At 64.1% G+C, this 21,016-nt stretch carries 20 protein-coding genes; 8 read left to right on the forward strand and 12 right to left on the reverse strand.

The features are described 5' to 3' along the window. Positions 1 to 25 precede the first annotated feature (25 nt). The gene (locus MTX21_RS13720; protein ID WP_280965333.1) at positions 26 to 715 is read left to right on the forward strand and encodes a L,D-transpeptidase; all 690 of its coding nucleotides are present in this window, start codon (positions 26 to 28) and stop codon (positions 713 to 715) included. A gap of 37 nt (positions 716 to 752) precedes the next feature. Here MTX21_RS13720 and MTX21_RS13725 read toward each other — a convergent pair whose 3' ends face one another. Further along, entirely contained in the window at positions 753 to 1,889 is a 1,137-nt protein-coding gene (locus tag MTX21_RS13725; RefSeq protein ID WP_280965334.1) for an extensin family protein, read from the reverse strand. A 65-nt stretch (positions 1,890 to 1,954) separates the two neighbouring features. Between MTX21_RS13725 and MTX21_RS13730 the strand changes: the two genes are divergently transcribed. Further along, a complete protein-coding gene (locus MTX21_RS13730; protein WP_280965335.1) occupies positions 1,955 to 3,583 on the forward strand; it encodes a fatty-acid--CoA ligase in 1,629 nt (542 codons plus the stop codon). A 307-nt stretch (positions 3,584 to 3,890) separates the two neighbouring features. On the opposite strand, the gene MTX21_RS13735 is transcribed toward MTX21_RS13730, so the two are convergent. Further along, positions 3,891 to 5,024: a hypothetical protein gene (locus MTX21_RS13735; RefSeq protein ID WP_280965336.1), complete on the reverse strand. Its 1,134-nt coding sequence runs from the start codon at positions 5,022 to 5,024 to the stop codon at positions 3,891 to 3,893. A gap of 474 nt (positions 5,025 to 5,498) precedes the next feature. On the opposite strand from MTX21_RS13735, the gene MTX21_RS13740 reads away from it, so the two are divergent. Next, entirely contained in the window at positions 5,499 to 6,353 is an 855-nt protein-coding gene (locus tag MTX21_RS13740; protein WP_280971382.1) for a DUF1499 domain-containing protein, read from the forward strand. Between the two features lie 69 nt (positions 6,354 to 6,422). Here the strand turns inward: MTX21_RS13740 and MTX21_RS13745 are convergent, their stop codons facing one another. The 4 genes from MTX21_RS13745 to MTX21_RS13760 form a co-directional block, all read right to left on the reverse strand. Next, entirely contained in the window at positions 6,423 to 7,340 is a 918-nt protein-coding gene (locus MTX21_RS13745; RefSeq protein ID WP_280965338.1) for an MBL fold metallo-hydrolase, read from the reverse strand. 190 nt (positions 7,341 to 7,530) lie between these two features. Then, a complete protein-coding gene (locus MTX21_RS13750; RefSeq protein WP_280965339.1) occupies positions 7,531 to 8,745 on the reverse strand; it encodes an acyl-CoA dehydrogenase in 1,215 nt (404 codons plus the stop codon). Positions 8,746 to 8,934: 189 nt separating this feature from the next. Further along, complete coding sequence (ribB, locus tag MTX21_RS13755) at positions 8,935 to 10,011, reverse strand: 3,4-dihydroxy-2-butanone-4-phosphate synthase (protein WP_280965340.1); 1,077 nt, start codon at positions 10,009 to 10,011, stop codon at positions 8,935 to 8,937. A gap of 175 nt (positions 10,012 to 10,186) precedes the next feature. Further along, a complete protein-coding gene (locus MTX21_RS13760; RefSeq protein ID WP_280965341.1) occupies positions 10,187 to 11,917 on the reverse strand; it encodes a cation:proton antiporter in 1,731 nt (576 codons plus the stop codon). Between the two features lie 67 nt (positions 11,918 to 11,984). Between MTX21_RS13760 and MTX21_RS13765 the strand changes: the two genes are divergently transcribed. Together MTX21_RS13765 and MTX21_RS13770 are read left to right on the forward strand one after the other, a co-directional pair. Next, positions 11,985 to 12,527 (forward strand): DUF3124 domain-containing protein, encoded by a 543-nt coding sequence (locus MTX21_RS13765; RefSeq protein WP_280965342.1) that lies wholly within the window; start codon positions 11,985 to 11,987, stop codon positions 12,525 to 12,527. 55 nt (positions 12,528 to 12,582) lie between these two features. Further along, positions 12,583 to 13,818 carry a PLP-dependent aminotransferase family protein gene (locus MTX21_RS13770; protein WP_280965343.1) on the forward strand — a complete coding sequence of 412 codons (1,236 nt, stop codon included), beginning with the start codon at positions 12,583 to 12,585 and terminating at the stop codon, positions 13,816 to 13,818. Between the two features lie 10 nt (positions 13,819 to 13,828). On the opposite strand, the gene MTX21_RS13775 is transcribed toward MTX21_RS13770, so the two are convergent. Beyond that, positions 13,829 to 14,101 carry a helix-turn-helix domain-containing protein gene (locus tag MTX21_RS13775; protein WP_280965344.1) on the reverse strand — a complete coding sequence of 91 codons (273 nt, stop codon included), beginning with the start codon at positions 14,099 to 14,101 and terminating at the stop codon, positions 13,829 to 13,831. A 156-nt stretch (positions 14,102 to 14,257) separates the two neighbouring features. Between MTX21_RS13775 and MTX21_RS13780 the strand changes: the two genes are divergently transcribed. Then, a complete protein-coding gene (locus MTX21_RS13780) occupies positions 14,258 to 14,704 on the forward strand; it encodes a hypothetical protein (RefSeq protein ID WP_280965345.1) in 447 nt (148 codons plus the stop codon). Positions 14,705 to 14,831: 127 nt separating this feature from the next. Beyond that, a complete protein-coding gene (locus MTX21_RS13785) occupies positions 14,832 to 15,056 on the forward strand; it encodes a hypothetical protein (protein WP_280965346.1) in 225 nt (74 codons plus the stop codon). A 75-nt stretch (positions 15,057 to 15,131) separates the two neighbouring features. On the opposite strand, the gene MTX21_RS13790 is transcribed toward MTX21_RS13785, so the two are convergent. From MTX21_RS13790 to MTX21_RS13810, 5 genes are all read right to left on the reverse strand, one after another. Next, entirely contained in the window at positions 15,132 to 15,950 is an 819-nt protein-coding gene (locus MTX21_RS13790; RefSeq protein WP_280965347.1) for an aldo/keto reductase, read from the reverse strand. 296 nt (positions 15,951 to 16,246) lie between these two features. Next, on the reverse strand, positions 16,247 to 17,821 hold the full coding sequence (locus MTX21_RS13795; protein WP_280965348.1) for an alkaline phosphatase D family protein: 1,575 nt from the start codon (positions 17,819 to 17,821) through the stop codon (positions 16,247 to 16,249). Between the two features lie 118 nt (positions 17,822 to 17,939). Beyond that, a complete protein-coding gene (locus MTX21_RS13800; protein WP_280965349.1) occupies positions 17,940 to 18,368 on the reverse strand; it encodes a hypothetical protein in 429 nt (142 codons plus the stop codon). Positions 18,369 to 18,475: 107 nt separating this feature from the next. Next, on the reverse strand, positions 18,476 to 19,477 hold the full coding sequence (locus tag MTX21_RS13805; RefSeq protein WP_280965350.1) for a nitronate monooxygenase family protein: 1,002 nt from the start codon (positions 19,475 to 19,477) through the stop codon (positions 18,476 to 18,478). 62 nt (positions 19,478 to 19,539) lie between these two features. Further along, a complete protein-coding gene (locus MTX21_RS13810) occupies positions 19,540 to 20,277 on the reverse strand; it encodes an SDR family oxidoreductase (RefSeq protein ID WP_280965351.1) in 738 nt (245 codons plus the stop codon). 185 nt (positions 20,278 to 20,462) lie between these two features. On the opposite strand from MTX21_RS13810, the gene MTX21_RS13815 reads away from it, so the two are divergent. Beyond that, on the forward strand, positions 20,463 to 20,927 hold the full coding sequence (locus MTX21_RS13815; protein WP_280965352.1) for a helix-turn-helix domain-containing protein: 465 nt from the start codon (positions 20,463 to 20,465) through the stop codon (positions 20,925 to 20,927). Positions 20,928 to 21,016: the final 89 nt, after the last annotated feature.

Consider the following 21,016-nt stretch of genomic DNA (forward strand, 5'->3'; position numbering starts at 1 on the left):
GTATAGTTTTGATTGGAACCAAACCATGTCGTCGCTGAAAGTTAAGCTGGGAATTTTGGCCGCCGGCCTGATGCTGTCGGGTTGCATGCAGGCAACACATTACGAGGCGACCGACACCAAGGCCTTCAAGCCGAAGGACAAGGAACTCCTTGCCAAAGTTCGGTACGAGAACACCCCCGTTGCGGAACCGTTCCGCCGCGCCATCGTCGACTATCACCGCAAGGAGTCGCCCGGCTCGATCGTGGTCGATTCCGACAATCACTACCTCTACTACGTGCTGGATGGTGGCAAGGCGATTCGTTACGGCATCACCGTCGGCGAAGAGGCCATGGCTTGGTCCGGCATCGCCAAGGTCGGCAGCATGACCGAGTGGCCGGCCTGGCATCCGACCCCCGGCGAGATTTCGCGCCTGGGCGTGCCGACTTACGTTGCCCCGGGCCCGGACAATCCGATGGGCTCGCGCGCGATGTATCTCTACTCGGGCGGCAAGGACACGCTGTTCCGCATCCACGGCACCAACCAGCCGGAATATATCGGCGCCTCGATCTCCTCGGGCTGCATCCGCCTGACCAACGAGGACGCGATCGACCTCTACAACCGCGTCAAGGTCGGCACCATCGTGGTCGTGCTCGAACCGAAGCACGGCGACTCCCCGTACAACTCGCGGCTCGCGCTGCAGGGCGGCGGTTCGAACGGCCAGGCGGGCAGCTACTGATCTGCTCTCGATCTGAAGACCACCAAAAGCGCCGGTTTCACTGGCGCTTTTTTGTTGCGCGCTTGTTTGCTGAGCCCTTGCGCGGCGGCGGGCTGGCGTCGGCATGAGGCGGCGACTTGTCCGCCGGTGCGGCCGTCTTCTCCGTCTCGGCCTCGTCAGCCTGATCCTTCGCCGTCTCGGACTTGGCCGCGACCTCGCGCGGCGGCGCCTCCTCGGGACGCTCCGCAGGCAATAGCGGCGCGACCTGTGGCAGGGGATCCCAGACGTTCCACTGGCAGATGCGGTAATCATTGCGCCGCTGTGCGAGATCAAGATGGATGTGATCCTCGTGGTACCAGTCCGAACCCGGCCCGAGCACCGTGGTAAAGCGCGAGCAGACCGAATGCAGGATCCGCTCGCGCACGTCACGTGAGACGGTGCGCTCGGTCAGGCCGATCGACTGGCCATTGGCGAGCTTGAGCGACCGCACGTCGAGCGCATTCGCCTTGCCATGCTCGGACAGCATCGCGCCGGCAATGCGATTGCGGCCACGGCACTCGAAGGAATCGAAATTATCGAGATCGCTGATGGTCGAGCCGAGGCTCGCGGCGAGCGGCACCATGTCCGAGCGCACCCAGGCGGCGATCGCGGACGCCATGGGGCAGCGGAGGATCGCCGCCGGCTTCACCGCCACCTTGCGCTTGTCCGGCAGCACGATCGCTTCCAGCCGCACCAAATCCTCGCCGCCGCAGCCGCCCGGACCGCGGATCGCGGGAATGGACGGCGCAATCGCGATCTCCTCGGTTAGCGCGAGCCGACAGGCCGAGGGTTGGGGCTCCGCCGGCGGGCGCTCGGCCGCTGACGGTTCGCTCGGCTTGCCGGCGGGGGTCTCCGGCTCGGTCTTGTCCGATGCCTTGTCTGATTCCTTTTCTTTGTCTGATCCTTTGGGGGCCTCGTCCGGACGTGGTCGCGGCAAGGGGATTTGCAAGGGGATTTTCTTGGCCGCATGAACCGTTCCGCGCGGCCGTGGTGTACCAATGCCAAAGATATCCAGCGGCGTAGCAAATTTTCGCGCCTCCGCCGTGCCGGTGAGCACGAGCGAGACCCCGAGCGCGACGGTAACCATTGCCGCGCCAGCGGACATATAGCCGCGACAAGACCATTTGCGGCGAAAGTCCGGCAGGCTAAAACTCATGACAATTCTTTGGCCCAGCGCTGAGAGCGACAACCCGCCCAGCAAATTCTCGGAGGAACGTCGGAATGCTTGGTTTGATGCAAGATTGGCCCCTGCTCTGCCACCGGATCATCGAACACGCCGCCAGGATTCATGGCAAGCAGGAGGTCGTCACGCGATCGGTCGAGGGACCGATCCATCGCACCAACTATGCCGAAATCCACAAGCGTGCGCTCAAGGTCTCGCAGATGCTGGAGCGCGACGGCATCAAGCTCGGCGACCGTATTGCCACCATCGCCTGGAACACCTGGCGCCATCTCGAAGTCTGGTACGGCATCATGGGCATCGGCGCCATCTGCCATACCGTCAATCCCCGTCTTTTCCCCGAGCAGATCGCCTGGATCATCAACCATGCGCAGGACCGCATCGTGATGACCGACATCACCTTCGTGCCGGTCCTGGAGAAGATCGCCGACAAGCTCCCGAGCGTGGAGCGCTATGTCGTTCTCACCGACAAAGCGCATATGCCGGAGACCACGCTGAAGGATGCCGTCGCCTACGAGGACTGGATCGCAGAGGCCGACGGCAAGTTCAAATGGAAGGACTTTGACGAGAACACGGCAGCCGCGATGTGCTACACCTCCGGCACGACGGGCGATCCCAAGGGTGTGTTGTATTCGCATCGCTCCAACGTGCTGCACGCGCTGATGGCCAACAATGTCGACGCGCTCGGCACCAGCGCCTCCGAGACAATGCTGCCGGTGGTTCCGCTGTTCCATGCCAATAGCTGGGGCATCGCTTTCTCCGCACCCTCGCAGGGCACCAAGCTGGTGATGCCCGGCGCCAAGCTCGACGGCGCTTCGGTCTACGAGCTGCTCTCGACCGAGAAGGTGACGCACACCGCCGGCGTGCCGACGGTGTGGCTGATGCTGCTCCAGCACATGGCCGCCAACAATCTGAAGCTGCCGCATCTGAAGATGGTGATCTGCGGCGGCTCGGCGATGCCGCGCTCGATGATCAAGGCGTTCCTCGACATGGGCTCGAACGTGCGCCACGCCTGGGGCATGACCGAGATGAGCCCGATCGGCAGTGTTTCGGCGCTGAAGCCGCCGTTTAATGATGCGACCGGCGAGCAGCGGCTCGACGTGCTCCAGATGCAGGGCTATGCGCCCTTCGGCGTGCAGATGAAGATTACCGACGACGCCGGCAAGGAGCTGCCCTGGGACGGCAAGACGTTCGGCCGCCTGAAGGTCTCCGGCCCCGCCGTCGCCAAGGCCTACTACCGCGTCGACGCCGACATTCTCGACGAGGAGGGCTTCTTCGACACCGGCGACGTCTCGACCATCGACGAGGGCGGATACATGCGGATCACCGACCGCTCCAAGGACGTGATCAAGTCGGGTGGCGAGTGGATCTCCTCCATCGACCTGGAGAACCTCGCGGTCGGTCATCCGGCCGTGGCGGAGGCCGCCGTGATCGGCGTCTATCATCCCAAATGGGACGAGCGTCCGCTCTTGATCGTGCAGCTCAAGCAGGGCCAGCAGGCCACGCGCGAGGACATCCTGAAGTTCATGGACGGCAAGATCGCCAAATGGTGGATGCCCGATGACGTCGCCTTCGTCGACGGCATTCCGCATACGGCGACGGGCAAGATCCTGAAGACCGCGCTGCGCGACCAGTTTAAGGACTACCGCTTCCCGAACGCGGCGGCGTGAGCCGGATAGCTTGCCCTAAAACCTGTTCGGTCCTGCGGTTGCTCCCCCGCGCGGACAGGGCAATCGCATACGCATATAAGCCGTCACCAGACGCGTCATGCCCGCGACAAGCCCGGGCATGACGACGTCATCACGAACGCATTCGATCCTATGTCGTGAGGGCCTCTGGCGCTCCGGGAAGTATCGAGATCAGGCAGGCAGAATGGTCATGATCTGATCCGACCTTCTGCGGATCATGCTCTAACGCTTTGCCTCCGCCTGACCCGTGGTCGAGATTGACAGGCACGCGCGACGCGCGGTGCTGGGATCAGCGGGTGGGCGTGAGCGCATCAAGCTGTCGCTGAGCCTCGGGGTCGCCCCGTTCTTTTGCCCTCTGGTACCAGTTGCGGGCCTGCGCGAGGTCCGCGAGCGGGCCACTGGCGCCCAACTGCTTGAGCACGGTCGGATCGTATGTCCTGGCCACCAGCAGCGCGGCGCGCGCGTCTCCTCCTTCGGCCGCGCGCAGCAGCAGTAGCCTCGCCGCCGAGACGTCGCCGCTTGTGAGCAAATCCTGTCCACGTTTGACGAGGCCAGAAATTTCCTTCGGATCCAGGTTGCGCACGGCGTCCGTCTGCGGCGGTGGGGCGGTCACCAAGGAGCGCGCCGGCGGTACGGCCGTAACGGCTGTCGACGGCTGCGGAGCGACTCTGGCGGCGGGCTTCCAGGAAAGTCGGCTCGAGCCAACCGCGAGCACGGCGCCGTTGCTGTCACGCAATTCTGCCATCGCGACCATTTGGCCTACGAAACCGTCTGGCGGAACGACTGACAAGGCGGAAATTTCCGACGCGGGCACGCGCCACTCGTTGGCGACGCGCTTGCCAGAGGTCAACCGTGCGTCGGTTGGCAGTCCGTTGATGGCAACGATGGCGCCGGAAGGGGGCGCACCCACGCGCATCCTGAGCGGCAAGGGGACGTCGGCAAGCCCGCTGCTGTCCTCCACCGCAAGCGTCGCGGCCTGCTTGCGTTGCGGTGCCGGCCCGATCGCGGCTTTCACCGATTGCCAAAGCGACGAGATCGATGTGGCGTCGTTCGATTGAACGCCGGGCCTTTGCGACGCTGGAATGATCATGACGAGAATCAGCGCGATGCCTGCTGCAACTGATGTCGCGATCGCGAACCTGACCCCTACGCTGAGCAGCGCGCGCCTTCCCGAGTTACGGAGGGCGACCGGCACCTCGATGGGCCCCATCGCCTCGTACATGGCTTGGGCGACGGCTTTGGAGAATACGTCCGAATGGTCACTGCGCCGCGGGTTGCCGGGGCCATCGGCAGCCAACGGTGGATGCTCCGCGGACCGTTTCGGCGCCGCCGTCGGCCGCATAGTCCGCTCGCGCAAGTCGCGCGGCGCGTAGTACATCGGATCGTGCGGATCGATATAGCCTTCGTGCCGTCCACCACTCATACTGAACACTCGCCCTGATGGGGGCTGCCCACCAGCCGCGCTGGTCGGCACCGGCTACGCTGTCAGCGATCCATGCAGCTCATGAGCGCAACCGCGCACGTCCGGTCAGCCTTTGCTGCGACAACCGGGAGCTGTGGTCACTCTTGCAACGTTTCCGGCTGACGCCCGCCGTTGTTCCTGCCGTTGCTCTTTTTTGATTGCGGTTCGCCGACGTCCCTTTCGCCGGATAGTCCCTCGCTTCGGCGGTTCCAACAACCTGCAGTAGAGCCTTGAGGTGAAATTGCGACCAAGTCAATCTACAACTAAAGATCATTTAGATTGAATGGTTAATCAATCAAGTTGCCGAATCCGCCGGTTCTCGGTGCCATATCGCCCGCAAACCTTGAAATTGTCGGGCCGCCGTGATCTCAAGCAGCCAGTTTTCAACCAAGCCCCCCTGGCGGCGGGGCAAGCCCCAACCCGGCAGTTTCATCGATGGCCCGCAGGTTTTCCGCTCCCTATCAGTCGGAGCCCGTATCCAGCCTCGCGAACTGGGCGCGCAATCTGGCCGTGTTCGCGGTGGTGGCGGTCGTGGTGTCGATCATCATCGTCCGCTTCGACTTTCTGGAGATGAAGCCCGCGCTCGTCACCTTCTTCGGCGGACTTGCAATCGCCGGGCTTTCGATCCTGTTCGGGCTCGCTGGCTTTGCCGCGATCTGGCAGAACGGCTCGCGCGGCATGGCGCGCATCCTGTTCGCCTTCCTGATCGACGCGCTGATCCTCGCCTATCCCGCCTATCTCGCCCTGCAATATCGCAGGCTGCCGGCGATCCACGACGTCACCACCGATCCGATCGATCCGCCGCGTTTCGACGCATTGGCGCGCTTGCGCACCGGCGACGGCACCAACACTGCGGTCTATGCCGGCCTCTATTCGGCCGAGCAGCAGCGCCACTTCTATCCCGACATCGAGCCGATCGAGCTCGAGATCCCCGCCGAGCGCGCCTATGCGATCACGCTTCAGCTCGTCCACAAGCGCAAATGGCTGGTCATCGACGAGCGCGCGCCGCAGCCGCCGCGCCGCATTGGCCGCATCGAGGCGGTGGCGCGCACGCCGATCATGGGGTTCCGCGAGGACATCTCGATCCGGGTCGTGCCTGACAGCGACGATTCCCGCGTCGATATCCGTTCCGCCTCGCGCTATTTCGACAGCGACCTCGGCAGCAACGCCGCACGCGTCACCAAGTTCATCGATGATCTCAATACCGCCGCCGATGCGGATGCACTGAAGCCGGTCAAGAAGGCGCCGGTCATTCCGCCGAAGACCCCGGCGAAGACGGTGAAGAAGTGAGATTGGCGAATAGGGAGTAGCGAATGGAAAAAGGCGCCTATTGGCTACTCGCCATTTCGCTATTCGCCCTCAAGCCATCCTGTAGGTCCCCGTAATCACGGGATCGCCGTCAGTCGCCACCACGCCGCGCGCAACCAGGTCTTCCAGATGCGCCAGCACGGAATAGCCGGCGGCCGTTGTCAGCCGCGGATCGATGCCAATATAGATCGCCCGCACCATGGTCGGGATATCGGCCTCGCCCTTGGCGAGGCGATGCAGGATCGACGCCTCGCGCGCCTTGCGGTGACGGATCAGGAACCGCACGAAACGCGGCCCGTCCGGAATCTCGGGCCCATGGCCGGAGAAATAGAGATCCTCCTCGCGGCCGGCGAGCCGTTCGAGTGACTCCATGTAGTCGATCATCGAACCGTCGGGCGGCGCCACGATCGAGGTCGACCAGCCCATCACGTGATCGCCGACGAAGTTGAACTTTCGCTCGGGCCAGGCGAACGCAAGATGGTTGGCGGTATGGCCGGGCGTCGCCACCGCCTCGAGCTGCCAGCCGGCGCCCTCGATGACGTCGCCATGGGCGATCCTGACGTCGGGCGCGAAGTCGCGATCGGCGCCTGACTCCGGATTGTGCTTCTCGCTCTCGAAGCGCGGCCGCGCGGCGCGGTGCGGCCCCTCGGCATAGACGGTAGCGCCGGTCGCCTGCTTGATCCGCGCCGTGTTCGGCGAGTGATCGCGGTGGGTGTGGGTGACGAGGATATGGCTCACGGTCTCGCCGCGCACGGCATCGAGCAGCGCGGCGGCATGGGCCTCATTGTCCGGACCGGGGTCGATGATCGCAACATTGCCCTTGCCGACGATGTAGCTGACCGTCCCGGTGAAGGTGAAGGGGCTCGGATTGTCACACAGCACGCGCCGTACGCCGGGGCGGACTTCCTCGACGATTCCGGGCTTCAGCGGAAAGTTGCGGTTGAACGGGACGTCGTCGTTGTCGGACATTGGACTTCCTGTACGCTGCTGCCCCAACCCTCTCCGTCATACCCCGCGAAAGCGGGGTATCCAGTACTCGGCGGCGTCTGAGGCGAAGGCAAGGTCTCTGGAATACTGGATCGTCCGCTCCAGTGCGCTATTGCGCACAAGGCGGACGACGACAGCGGAGCACATCAACCACGTCCGAATTCCGTGGCGCTCAGAAAAACGCCTGAATGCCCGTGATGGCGCGGCCGAGGATCAGGGCGTGGACGTCGTGGGTGCCCTCGTAGGTGTTGACCGTCTCGAGGTTATGGACGTGCCGCATCACCTGGTACTCGATCGAGATGCCGTTACCGCCGTGCATGTCGCGCGCCTGGCGGGCGATGTCGAGCGCCTTGCCGCAATTGTTGCGCTTGACGATCGAGATCATTTCAGGCGCGAACTTGCCCTCGTCCATCAGCCGGCCGACGCGCAATGAAGCCTGCAGGCCCAGCGCGATCTCGGTCTCCATGTCGGCGAGCTTCTTCTGCACGAGCTGGGTCGCGGCAAGCGGCTTGCCGAACTGCTTGCGGTCGAGCGTGTACTGGCGGGCGCGATGCATGCAGTCCTCTGCGGCGCCAAGCGCGCCCCAGGAGATGCCGTAGCGGGCGCGGTTGAGGCAGCCGAACGGGCCCTTCAGACCGCATACGTTGGGCAGCAGCGCGCTCTCGGGAACCACGACGCCGTCCATCACGACTTCGCCGGTGATGGAGGCGCGCAAGGACAGCTTGCCGCCGATCTTCGGGGCAGAGAGGCCCTTCATGCCCTTCTCCAGCACGAAGCCGCGGATCTGGTTGTCGTGCTCGGCCGACTTGGCCCAGACCACGAACACGTCGGCGATCGGCGCGTTCGAGATCCACATCTTGCTGCCGGTCAGGCGATAGCCGTCCGAAACCCTCTCGGCGCGGGTCTTCATCCCGGCCGGGTCGGAGCCGGCGTCCGGCTCGGTGAGGCCGAAGCAGCCGACCCACTCGCCGCTGGCGAGCTTCGGCAGGTACTTCTTGCGCTGGCTCTCGTCGCCATAGGCGTAGATCGGATACATCACCAGCGAGGACTGCACCGAGTTCATGGAGCGATAGCCGGAATCGACCCGCTCGATCTCGCGCGCGACGAGGCCATAGGCGACATAGCTCGCATTGGCGCAGCCATATTCCTCCGGCAGCGTGATGCCGATCAGGCCGAGCTCACCCATTTCGTTGAAGATCTCGCGGTCGGTTTTCTCTTCCAGATAGGCCTTGGTGACGCGCGGCAGCAGCTTGTCCTGCGCATAGGCGCGCGCGGTGTCGCGCACCATACGCTCGTCTTCGGTGAGCTGTTCATCGAGCAGGAACGGATCGTCCCACTGGAAAGAAGCCGCAGCCGGCTTGTCCTTGGCCTGAGGGCGCACGCTCATGAAACGTCCTTTCGCGTCTGGTTCCGTCTAAAAATTGCCCGACAAATTAAAGCGCCGGGACAACAAGTGCAAATGCATCCTGGTTTCGGTCGTTCCGGGACGCGCGATGCGAACCCGAAATCTTGCGACATCAACCAACATCGACGTTCCGGATCTGGCGCTATCGCGCCATCCCGGGATGACAACGCCTCAGGTCTCGAGCTGTTCGTTCGCAACGATCTCGATCCCGAAGCCGGACAGGCCCTTGTAGTCATGCACCGAGGAGGTGAGATGCCGGATCGAGGTGACGCCGAGATCGCGCAGGATCTGTGCGCCGACGCCGACCTCGCGCCACTGCCGGTTGCGGTCCGCCTCCGCCGAGGTCTCGTCCGGCAGCGGCTCGACAGGGACACCGGCCGCGCCATCGCGCAAGTACACCAGCACGCCGCGACCCGACTTCTTGAAATGCTCGAGCACGGCCGCCATGCGCTTGTGGCCGGTGAAAATGTCCTTGACGATGTTCGGCTTGTGGAAGCGCGTCAGCACGTTCCTGCCGTCGCCGACCCCATTATAGACGAAGGCGACGTGAGCGATGGAATCGAAGGGCGAACGGTAGGCATAGCCCTGCAAGGGGCCGATCGGGCTTTCGGTGACGAAGGTCGCGACCCGCTCGATCAGTTTTTCGCGCGCCTGACGGTATGCGATCAGATCCGCGATGGTGACGTGCTTGAGCTTGTTCCGGGCGGCGAAGCGCGCAACCTGCTCGCCCTTCATCACGCTGCCGTCGTCGTTCATCAGCTCGCTGATCACGCCGACCGGCGGAAGCCCCGAGAGCTTGCAGAGATCGACCGCGGCCTCGGTATGGCCGGAGCGCAAGAGCACGCCGCCGTCCTTGGCGATCAGCGGGAAGATGTGGCCCGGACGGGCAAAGTCGTTGGCGCCAACGTTGGGATTGGCGAGCGCGCGGCAGCACGAGGCGCGTTCCTCCGCCGAGATACCGGTGCCGCCGTCGGGCTTGTAGTCGATCGAGACCGTGAACGCGGTGGTGTGGGCGGAGTCGTTGTGGGCGACCATCGGGTCGAGCCGCAGGCGGCGCGCGTCCTCGGTGGTAACAGGCGCGCAGACGATGCCGGAGGTGTGGCGGATGATGAACGCCATCTTCTCAGCGGTGCATAGCGAGGCAGCGACGATCAGATCGCCCTCGCCCTCACGGTCCTCATCGTCGGTGACGACGACGAGCTCGCCCCGGGCAAAGGCCTGCAAAACTTCCTGAACGGTATCGGGCATTTCCCAATCTCTATCGGTTATGGGCCGGAGGCTTAGCCGGACTTGCGCCGGCGCGCTAGTGTCCTGGACGCAACCACATATGCCGGGGGGCAGGCCTGCTTACGGGTTTCAGGCTTGCACCGAAGATACCAGCGATATAGGCGCGGCCCGATCGGGCGGAAGATGGCCGGTCGCCTCAGGGCAGCACTTCGCGCCGCTCGCTGAGCCTTACCTCGAGCTCCGCGCGCTTGTCGGTCAACAGGCCGGCCTGGGCGGCCTCGATCACCGTGAACAGCTCATGGGCGTCGCTAAGCCGGGTTACCGTGACGTAGCTGGCGCCGGCCTTGTAGAGCTCGCCGACATCGGCCAGCAGATCGGCGGTCGCCACGACCAGGGCGTTCGGGTTGAGCGCGCGGACGTGGCGGACCAGCTTCTCGTTGGTTGCACCTTTCAGGAGCGAATCCGGCACGCTGAGGATGATCATCTCGGATTTGGCGACGCCGGCATGGACCAGCGTATCGACGTTGCTGATGTCGCCATAGATCACGTGCAGGCCGCGCGAAAGCAGCGTCTGGTACACATTGGGGTTGAAATCCACGACCGTGATCTGCTCCAGCAGCACGGGCGCCTGTCGCTCGATCTCCGCCAGCAGCGCGCTCGCCGCGCGGAAAAAGCCGAGGATGACGATACGGCGGGCCTCGCCGTGTCCGCCCCCATGCCCCTCTTCGGCGTGCGCGTGGCCGTCATCGAGGTCGCGCAGGCCGATCCGCTTCAACGGGCCGATCGCCCAGCGGGTGATCTCGTCGCTGCGCACCATCACGAAGGTCGAGAGCACGGCCAGCACCACGAAGGCGAACGAGGCCGCGTTCGCCGTCTCCGGCGCGATATGGTGGTCGGCGACGCCAGTCTGGATCACCACGAGCGAGAACTCGGAGATCTGCGCCAGGTTGATCGCCGGCAGCAGGCTCGCGCGCAGCCCCTGCTTCATCAGATAGAGCGGCGCGAAGGTGGTGATGATGCGGCTCACCACCGTGAAGGCCGCGATCATCACAGCGAGCCCGATGACGGAGAGCCCCGGCACCGGAATGGTCATGCCGAGCGCAACGAAGAACAGGGTGATGAAGAAGTCGCGGAGCGTCGTGACCTTGGCCGTGACGTCGAGCGCATAGGGGAAGGTCGAGAGCGAGACGCCGGCGATCAGGGCGCCCATCTCGCGCGACAGCGACAGCCGCTCCGCGGTCTCGGCGACCAGGAAGCACCAGGCGAGCGCGCCGAGCAGGATCAGCTCGGGCCGGCGGGCGATCTGGTGGAATAGCCGCGGCAGCACATAGCGGCTGATCAGGAGCGCGGCCGCGACCAGCACGGCGACGCGGCCGATCGAGAGCAGGATGACGCTGACCTGCAGATTGGCGAGGCTCGGCTGCACCGCCAGGAACAGGATGGCGAAGATGTCCTGGAGCACCAGGACGCCGAGCGTGATGCGGCCGGGCAGCGTGTCGAGCTCGCGCTTCTCGTAGAGCACCTTGACGATGATGACTGTGCTGGAGAGCGCGCAGGCGACGCAGAGATAGAGCGCATCGAAATGCCCGCCCCCGAGCGACAGGCCGATGCCGACGAAGAATAGGATGCCGAGCAGGCAGCCGCCGAGGAGCTGGCCCCCGGCCGCGAACAGGATCACCCGCCCTGCCCGCACGATCTTCTTAAGGTCGATCTCCAGCCCGATCATGAACAGCATGAAGATCAGGCCAAGCTCGGAGATGACGGCGATCGATTCCTGCGACTTGACCCAGCCGGCGCCGAATGGACCAATGCAGAAGCCGGCGATAAGGTAGGCCAGGATCAACGGTTGCCGTGAAAAATGGGCCAAAAGGCCCAGCATCCAGGCAAACAGAATACAGAGAGTGATGTCGCGAATGAGCTCGTGCATGCCAAATTGGTCCGTTTTGCCGCACCGTAGAGACGGGTTGCGGCGCGGCAAGCGAGCAATTCGTCACATGCGAATGGCGTTAGCCGCTGCAATCCTGCTATGTCCAATCGTCTCCGCGCCCCTGGCAACCGCTCAGCCCAAGATCAATCTCGACAAGGTGAATCTCGAGCAGAGCTTTGCCGATTCGCTCACCGCGCTGCCGAAGGAGGAACTCAGTGTCTCCGGCGGCTTCTACGTGCCGGCCTATTCCAGCGTCGCGATGAGCCAGGGCAAGCTGCGCGTCGACTTCTCGGTGACGTTGAGCGTCCACAACGCCTCAGAAACCCAGCCGCTGGTCGTCAAACGCATCGCCTATTTCGACACCGCAGGCAAGCAGGTCGAGAGCTATCTGAAGGCGCCGGTCGCACTGAAGCCGCTCGCCACAGTCTCGATCTTCATTCCCACCGACGACGTACGTGGCGGGACCGGGGCCAATTTCATCGTCGACTGGGCCGCCACCAGCGAGATCGCCGAGCCGGTCGTCGAAGCCTTGATGGTTGGCGGCGTCGCCAACGCGCATTACGCTTTCGTCAGCCAAGGACGTCCGACCCGGACGGCCAGCAAGAAGTAACCAGCCAGCCGGTGCAACGCCGGCCGGCTCAACAAGAACAGAACGAGGAACATCCATGACGTCCAGCTTCGATTTCGCGCCCCTGTTTCCGCCGGGGCTGCCGGCCCCCACTGCGCGCTGGACGGGCCTTGCCAAATACAGCTTTGTCGGCGGCAACAATGATCCCGAGCAGGTGCCCGTCGATCGACTGGTCGAGGCGGTCGACGCGGTGTTGCGGCGCGAGGGCCGGACGCTTGCGACCTACGGCCTGGCGCACGGGCCCCAGGGCTATCTGCCCTTGCGCGAATTCCTGGTGACAAAGCTCAAGCGCGATGCCGGCATCGCCTGCACCGTCGACGATCTCCTGATCGTCTCGGGGTCCCTGCAGGCGCTCGACCTCGTCAACCACACGCTGCTCGCGCGCGGCGACACCGTGATCGTGGAGCAGGAGACCTATCAGGGCTCGCTCAACCGCCTGACGCGGCTCGGGGTCAATACGATCGGCATCCCGCTCGACGAAGACGGCATGCGCATGGACGTGCTGGCCACGACATTGGCCGACCTCAAGAGCCGCGGCATCCGACCGAAATACATCTACACCATTCCGACCGTGCAGAACCCGACCGGCAGCATCATGCCCGAAAGCCGACGTGCCGAACTGCTGCGGTTGTCGGCCGAGTACGGCGTGCCGGTCTTCGAGGACGATTGCTACGCCGACCTCGTATGGTCGGGGCAGCGCCCCCCCGCGATCCACGCGATGAGCCCCAGGGGCGGCGTGATCCATATCGGTTCGTTCTCGAAATCGATCGCGCCGGCGCTGCGCGTCGGCTTCATCGTCGCCCCCTGGGAGGTGATGTCGCGGATGCTGTCGCTGAAGACGGATGCCGGCTCCGGCGCGCTGGAGCAGATGGTGCTCGCCGAATATTGCAAGCCGCATTTCGCAACCCACGTGCCGGCACTGACGAAAGCACTGCGCACCAAGCTTGATACGTTGATGGAGGCCCTGAACGAGCAGTTCGGGACGGCCGCGGAATTCGAGGAGCCGAAGGGCGGCATCTTCCTGTGGGTGAAGCTGCCGGACCAGGTCGATACGCTAAAACTGTATCAGGCCGCGCTTGCCGCCGGAGTCTCGATCAATCCAGGGCCGGAATGGTCGACCGACAAGGGCCATTCGCGCCCGCGCCTGCGGCTATGCTTTGCCAGCCCGACGCATCAACAGATCCGCGAAGGCGTCGCCGTTTTGGCCGAGGTCTGCCGCAAGGAGTTCGGCGTGCCCTCGCGCAGCGCCAATGTGGAGAAGGCGCGCGCCTAACGGTTAGACGTCAGGCCGCCTGGGGCTGGCTGCCGTGAATCGCGGAGGCCAGCCGCAGCAACAGCACGATCGAAACGTTGCCCTTGCCGGCCTCGATCTGAGCGATGTAGCGCTCGGAAATCCCCGATCTGCGGGCAAGCTCGCGGCGCGACAGCTCGCAGCGCAGGCGCGATGACCGGAGCCGGTCGCCCAACTCGGCCAGGAACGCGGTCTCGGAATAAGGCGGCGCGGCGCGGCCGCCCGGCAGCACCTCGCCCGCGAACTCGACGACTTCATCCAGCATTGATCTATCCACGATCGCCCTCCGGAAATTCCATCCTATCCGAGAACCGGGCGGCCTCATTGATGCGGATCAAATTGGGGGAGCGTTGGTAGACTGGCGGGCCGGAGATGCTAGACTTCGGCCTCGATCGAGGGCGGGGCTTTCTCCGGATATGATATGTTGCTTGAGCCGCTGGACCGCAGCCGCGCTGCTTTGCGCTGCGCTGACGTCTACAGCACAGCCGAAACGCTGGCGACGACGGTCGAGCAATGGGGTCTGCTCGGCTCATGGTCGGTCGACTGCTCGTTGCAGCCCGACCGCGACAAGGGCGCCGTGCTGAGCTACGAAATCAGGCCAGACGGCCGGGTGATGTACCGGCGCAATTTCGGCGAGGCCAGGGACGAGAACGAAGTCGTGGCGGCCGCGATCGATGCGGAGGGCCTGCTCGATCTGATGGTGTTCTTCCCGTCGCTGCATCAGACGCGTGAATTCGGCCTGCTGCTGTCGAAGGACGGCAGCCTGCGCGCGATCTACAATCGCAGCGAGCGCGGCCACTACACCATCAAGGACGGCAAATACGTCAAGACCGGCACACCGACTCCTGCGCAGTATCGCTGCGACTAGCGCACGAGCAGATTTGAGAGCGGTTGCGGACTGCTCACCTGAACAGCCATTCAGAATTCTCCCAGTTCCTCCGGAACGTTCATGTATACGCGCGGTTTAAATTTGCATTCGATTGGAGGAGGACATCATGAGGAAGATTGGCTACGTCGTTGCGGCTCTCGGTGCGCTTGCGATCGTGGCGCCGACGCTGGCGAATGCCGACACGGTGGTGGTCAAGCGCCACCATTACGGCCCTTACGGCGCCCGCGCCGAATTCCGCGAGCATCGCGACTATGGCTGGCATCGCGGCTGGCGCCATCACGGCGACAAGGTCGTGGTGATCAAGCGCAGTCATCGCCATTATGACTACTAATGCATGACTACTAATGCGCAACACGGAAATGGCCCCTTGCGGGGCCATTTCTTTGCGCATCTGGAACCGACGAACCTAGTCCCAGGCCGGTGCGAAGCCCGGATCGACGCAGCGCCTGTCCTTCGGCAGCGCGGCGATCTTTCGGCGGTCGGCATCGTCGAGCGTGATTTTCAACGCGTCGAGATTGGCCTTTTGGCTCTCGCGCCGGGATGCCTTGGGGATCGCAGCGACACCGTCCTGGTCGACCAGCCATTTCAGCGCCACCTGCGCGGCGGTCGCATTGTGCTTGGCGCCGATCTCGCTCAGCACCGGATCCGACGCGAAGCGCCCCTGCGCCAGCGGGCAATAAGCAACCAGCGGAATCGACTTGGCTGCGAGATAGGCCAACACCTTCGATTGATCGAGCATCGCGTGATATTCGACCTGGTTGCAGGCGATCGGGGCCCTGATGTCCTCGACGGCGGCCTTCAGCAGCGCAGTGGTGAAATTGGCGACGCCAATGGCTCGCGTACGACCTTCCTCCTTCAGCTTCATCAGCGTTTCGAACACCGCGCCCCAGTTCGCGGCGCTGGACGGCCAATGCACGAGGTAGAGGTCGACATGGTCGAGCCGGAGTTTTTTCAGGCTGGCGTCGAAGGCCCGGCGGATCGCGTCGGGGGTCAGATTTTCATGCCAGACTTTGGTTGTGACATGCAGCTCATCGCGCGGCACGCGGGCGCCGGCGATCGCGGCGCCGATCGGCTCCTCATTTGCATACATCTCCGCGGTGTCGATATGGCGATAGCCGAGCGACAGCGCGCTCTCAACCGCGGCGCGGCAGGCATCGCCCTGCATGCGGAAGGTGCCGAGGCCGAGCTTGGGCATGCTGATGCCCTGGGTCTTCAGATTGTCCATGAACAGGCTCCTGACGTACTCAGCCCGCCAGACGCGCGCCGGCGCCGCGTGAGCAGACTCTTCGGTGATGGAAAGGAGATGGCGGGAGACGACACCATAGCGCCGCAGCCGCGAGGCGGCCAATCAAGATCAGGTTAGGTGCTTCCCGTCGTCATGGCCGGGCTCGTCCCGGGCATCCACGTTCTTCGCGCCTTGGCGATAAGGCGTGGATGGCCGGGCCATAGGCGAGCGGAAGCGACGCTCTCCTTCGGACGGCTATGCCCGACCGTGACGCTTGGGCGATCGATTCGTGTCCCTCACGAATGCTGCGCCAGCACGGCTGGACGCGCTTGCGGCTGCGGCACGATGTCGACCGACCAGAGGTCGCGGTTGTCGACGTCCTTCAGCGTCACGGTCATCACTGCGGTATCGCCATCGATGTCGACGCGGCCGAAGAATTGGAGTCCGAAGCAGGGCGCCAGGTTCTCGCCCTGCGCTACGCTGCATCCGTTCTGGTACATCGCGACCGGGCCAAACGTGTTGTCGAGCTCGCCCGGCGCCCAGGTACCGGCATGCAGCGGGCCGGAGACGAACTCCCAGAACGGCTCGAATTCGCTGAATTGCGCCTTGCCCGGATCGTAGTAGTGCGCCGCGGTGTAGTGCATATCGGCCGTGAGCCAGACGACGTTGCGAACGCCGGCGCGTTTGATGGACGCAAGCAGATCGGCGATCTCGTGCTCGCGCCGGTCAGGTGGCCCATCGCCGAGAGCGACCGCATCGAGGCTGATCAGGCCGATCGGCAGGTCAGCCGCGATCACCTTCCAGGTCGCACGCGAAGAAGCCAACTCGTGCTTCAGCCACGCGAGCTGCTCGGCGCCAAGAATCCAGCCGCGATGGTCGTCGCCTCTGTTCCAGGTGTCGTCGCGAAAACTGCGCATGTCGATCATGAAGATGTCGAGCAGCGGCCCGTAACCGATGCGGCGATAGATCCGGCCCTGCCGCGCGCCGATGCCGCGGATCGGCATGAAATCGAAGAAGGCGCGGCGGGCGCGCGCGACCAGGCGCGGCGTGCCGTCGGCATCAAAGCCGGCGTCATCGTAGCTGCCGGTCGGCGACCAGTCGTTGGTGACCTCGTGATCGTCCCATTGCGCGAACATCGGCACCTGCGCGTGGAAGGCGCGAAAATGCTCGTCGAGGTGATTGTATTTGTAGTTGCCGCGAAACTGCGCCAGCGTGTGCGCGACCTCGGATTTTTCCTCGGTGACGACGTTGCGCCAGGTCTCACCATTCGGCAGCTTCAATTCGGACGGAATGGTGCAGTCGGCGTAGATGTGATCGCCCGAGTGGATGAAGAAGTCCGGGTGATTGTCGAGCATGGTGCGATAGCTGCGATAGCCGCCGCGCGAAATATCGATGCCCCAGCCCTGCCCCGCCGTGTCGCCCGACCACACGAACGAGATCGACCGGCCCGCGGCCGGCGCGGTGCGGAAATGGCCGATGCGGGCTTCGCCGGCAACGCCGGTCGCGATGTCGTCGAAGCGCACGCGATAGAAGATGTCCTGCCCTGGCGGCAGGTCGCTCAGCAGAAGCCTCGAGGTGAAATCGGTATCCGGCAACGCGTCGCCTGACGCGGTCGCCATGATTGTCCTGAAGCTTTCCACGGTCGAATACTCGACCTGCATGCGCGCGGGGCGGTCGGCGCGCGCCCAGACCACGGCAGAGCCATCCGACACGTCACCGGACTGGATGCCACCCGCAATCTGCGGGCGGTCGGCAGCGCGGCTGATATAGGGCTTCGCGAGCGTGCCGAGCGAGGTGATGGCGAGGCTGGAGGTGGAGCGGACCAGGAACTGCCGCCGGGTCCATGCGCGCGAGGCGCGGAGCGTTGCCATTCAGGAGACCTTCGTCGAATCGCGACGGAAGGTGCCTGCGCTCCTTGACTCCTATCCTTACGGTTTTTTGACTCCGCGCCTACGGTTTTGCGACGCGCGGATGACGCTCCAGGACCAACTAGCGCTTCCAATTGCAGATGCCGCCGGAGCGGCACGGCCAGGTCTGGATGCGGGTATCCATCGCCTGCGCGTCGAGCGGATTGCCGTGACGATGCGCGAGCTTGGCACGCGCGGCGCCGCGCGGCGCTGCGCTCCTCGTGTGAGCAAGCTTCGGCTGAGCGAGCTTCGGCGCCGGCACGTGCACGCGCTCGGCCGCAACCTTCTTCGGCACGTCCATCGGCCGGGCGCGCGCCTGCGCGTCGTTGCCGCCGCGCGCTTCGAGCGCGACCGGCGCGAACTGCGTCTCCGGTCCGAGCCGCTTCGGCGACAGCACGGCCTTGGACAGATCGAGGCTCAGATAGTCGTCGGGTTTGTATTCGTCGGCGCGCGAGATGTTGCTCCACGCGAGCGCGGCAACAACTGCAAAACGAACGCCTTTCAGGACCAAGGACGCCTCCTGAAACCTGATTATAGGGGCAATTTACCCCTATTTAGGAGGCGCCGCGGGCAATTCCAGCGACCGATTGCCGCCAAGGTTAAGACTGTACGGACGGATCAGGCGACCTTTCGCGCGGTAGCCGCCCCGTCCAGGAACCCCATCAGGCGGTTGCGGATGATGGTTTCCGCCTCGTCCATGATGCGATCGACGAGTTCCTTGCAGGAGGGAACGTCACGGATGAGCCCTGCGACCATGCCGCAGCTCCAGGCGCCGGCATCCATCGCGCCCTCGATCATGATCTTTGGATAGACGCCCGCGACTTGATCGTGGATGTCGTGGATCTTGAGTTTATCGCCTTTCTCGCGCTCGATCTCGAGCAGGCGATCGACATTGGCGTTCTTCAGCACACGCTCGGTGTTGCGCAGCGCGCGCATGATCAGGCGGGTGTCGAGCTCGGTGGCCGCGACCAGTGCGTTCTTCACGTTCTGGTGCACCGGTGCTTCCTTGGTGGCGATGAAGCGCGTGCCCATGTTCATGCCGGCCGCGCCCAGCGACAATGCGGCGACGAGGCTGCGCCCGTCGGCCATGCCGCCGGAGGCGACGAACGGGATCTTCAACTCTTCTGCTGCGCGCGGCAGCAGAATCATGTTCGGGATGTCGTCTTCACCGGGATGACCACCGCACTCGAAACCATCGACGCTGACGGCATCACAGCCGATCCGCTCGGCCTTGAGCGAGTGGCGCACCGAGGTGCATTTGTGGATGACCTTGATGCCGGCCGCCTTCATCGCCGGCATGTATTGTTCGGGACTGCGGCCCGCGGTCTCCACGATCTTGACCCCGCCCTCGACGACGGCGGCGATATATTCCGGATAGGGCGGCGCCGCGAAGGTCGGCAGGAAGGTGAGGTTCACGCCGAACGGCTTGTCGGTCATGTCGCGGCAGCGCGCGATCTCCTTGGCGAGCAATTCCGGCGTCTTCTGCGTGAGTCCGGTGATGATGCCGAGCCCGCCGGCGTTGGAGACAGCGGAGGCAAGCTCCGCAAAGCCGACGAAATGCATGCCGCCCTGGATGATGGGGTGCTCGATGCCGAACAGTTCGGTGATCGCAGTCTTCACGTATTGGCCTCCCGGAGTTCTGGTCGCGTTTGTGACAGTCTAGTCGGACTTTTGCGCCGCGGTCACCATTTCTCTCCGAAGGGGCGGATCTCCATCTCGAAGGTCCAGGCGCTTTTCGGCTGCTGATAGAGCTGCCAATAGGCGTTCGCGACCGACGACGGCGGCATCAGGAGGTCGGGATTGTCGAGTGCGTTGGGGCCGAGCGCCTCGAGCCTGCGCTGCCGCACCCATTCGGTGTCGACCCCGGAATCGATGATGAGATGGGCGACGTGAATGTTCTTCGGTCCCAATTCGCGCGCCATCGCCTGCGCCACTGCACGAAGGCCGAACTTGGCGCTGGCGAAAGCGGCAAAGCCGCTACCACCGCGCAAGGAGGCGGTGGCTCCGGTGAAGAAGATGTTGCCGCCGCCGCGCGGCAGCATCAACCGCGTTGCCTCGCGGCCGGCGAGAAAGCCGGAATAGCAGGCCATCTCCCACACTTTCCGGAATACGCGTTCGGTGGTGTCGAGGATCGGGAAATTGACGTTGGCGCCGACGTTGAAGATGCAGACCTCGAGGGGCGCATGCTTGTCGGCATCGTTGAGAAAGGAGATGATCTCCTCTTCCTTCCGCGCGTCCAGCGAGCGAGCGTGGATCTCGCCGCCGGCGGCCTCGACATCCCTCACCAGCGGCGCGAGCTTGTCGCCGTTGCGGCGGCCGGCGAAGATCGAAAAGCCCTCTGCGGCGAACTTCTTGGCAATCTCGGCACCGATGTAGTCGCCGGCGCCGATGACGGCGGCTGTGGCGTTTCGCTTGGGCAAGGTCGCTCCTCCGGTGAATGCCGCCGCTTCGTCTAGGAGCTGCGGCTGATGCGATTGATCGAAGACTATAGTTCTAAAATAGAACTGTCAAATTTCGAACATGGATGTTAGAGTTCGCCAGAAATCCTCTTTATCCTTCAGATAAGTTCCTTTTTCAGACTAACACGCACCGGAGATATCCGATCATGAAATGGGACACGCTCGAGGAAGAGCCCTGCTCGCTGGCCCGCACCGTCGCTGTGGTCGGTGACCGCTGGACGCTTCTGATCCTGCGCGAGTGCTTCCTGCGGGTGCGCCGTTTCGAGGGTTTCCAGTCCGCGCTCCAGATCACGCGGCATTTGCTCTCGGAGCGGCTGAAGAAGCTGGTCCGCTTCGGTATCCTGCGTCGCATCCCCTATTCGGAGGCGCCCAAGCGCTACGAGTACATCCTCACGCAAAAGGGACTCGACCTCTATCCGATCATCATGGCGATGGTGCATTGGGGCGACATCCACATGGGTGACGAGCGCGGCCGCCCGCTGCTGCACGAGCACAAGGGCTGCGGCAAGCTGTTCGATCCCGTGATGGTGTGCTCCGAATGCGGCGAGGTGCTGCACGCCAAGCAGGTGCATGTGCATGCGGGGCCGGGACGAAGGGGGGCGGCGGGTTGAGCAATGTTGGGGCTTCGCCGAACGTTGGAATTTTAAGATCTTCTGGTGTCGTCCTGGCTTTCGCCAGGATGACGTTGTTGATGCACGAG

Origin of the sequence: Bradyrhizobium sp. ISRA430 (genome assembly GCF_029909975.1) — a bacterium.
Classification (GTDB): Bacteria; Pseudomonadota; Alphaproteobacteria; order Rhizobiales; family Xanthobacteraceae; genus Bradyrhizobium.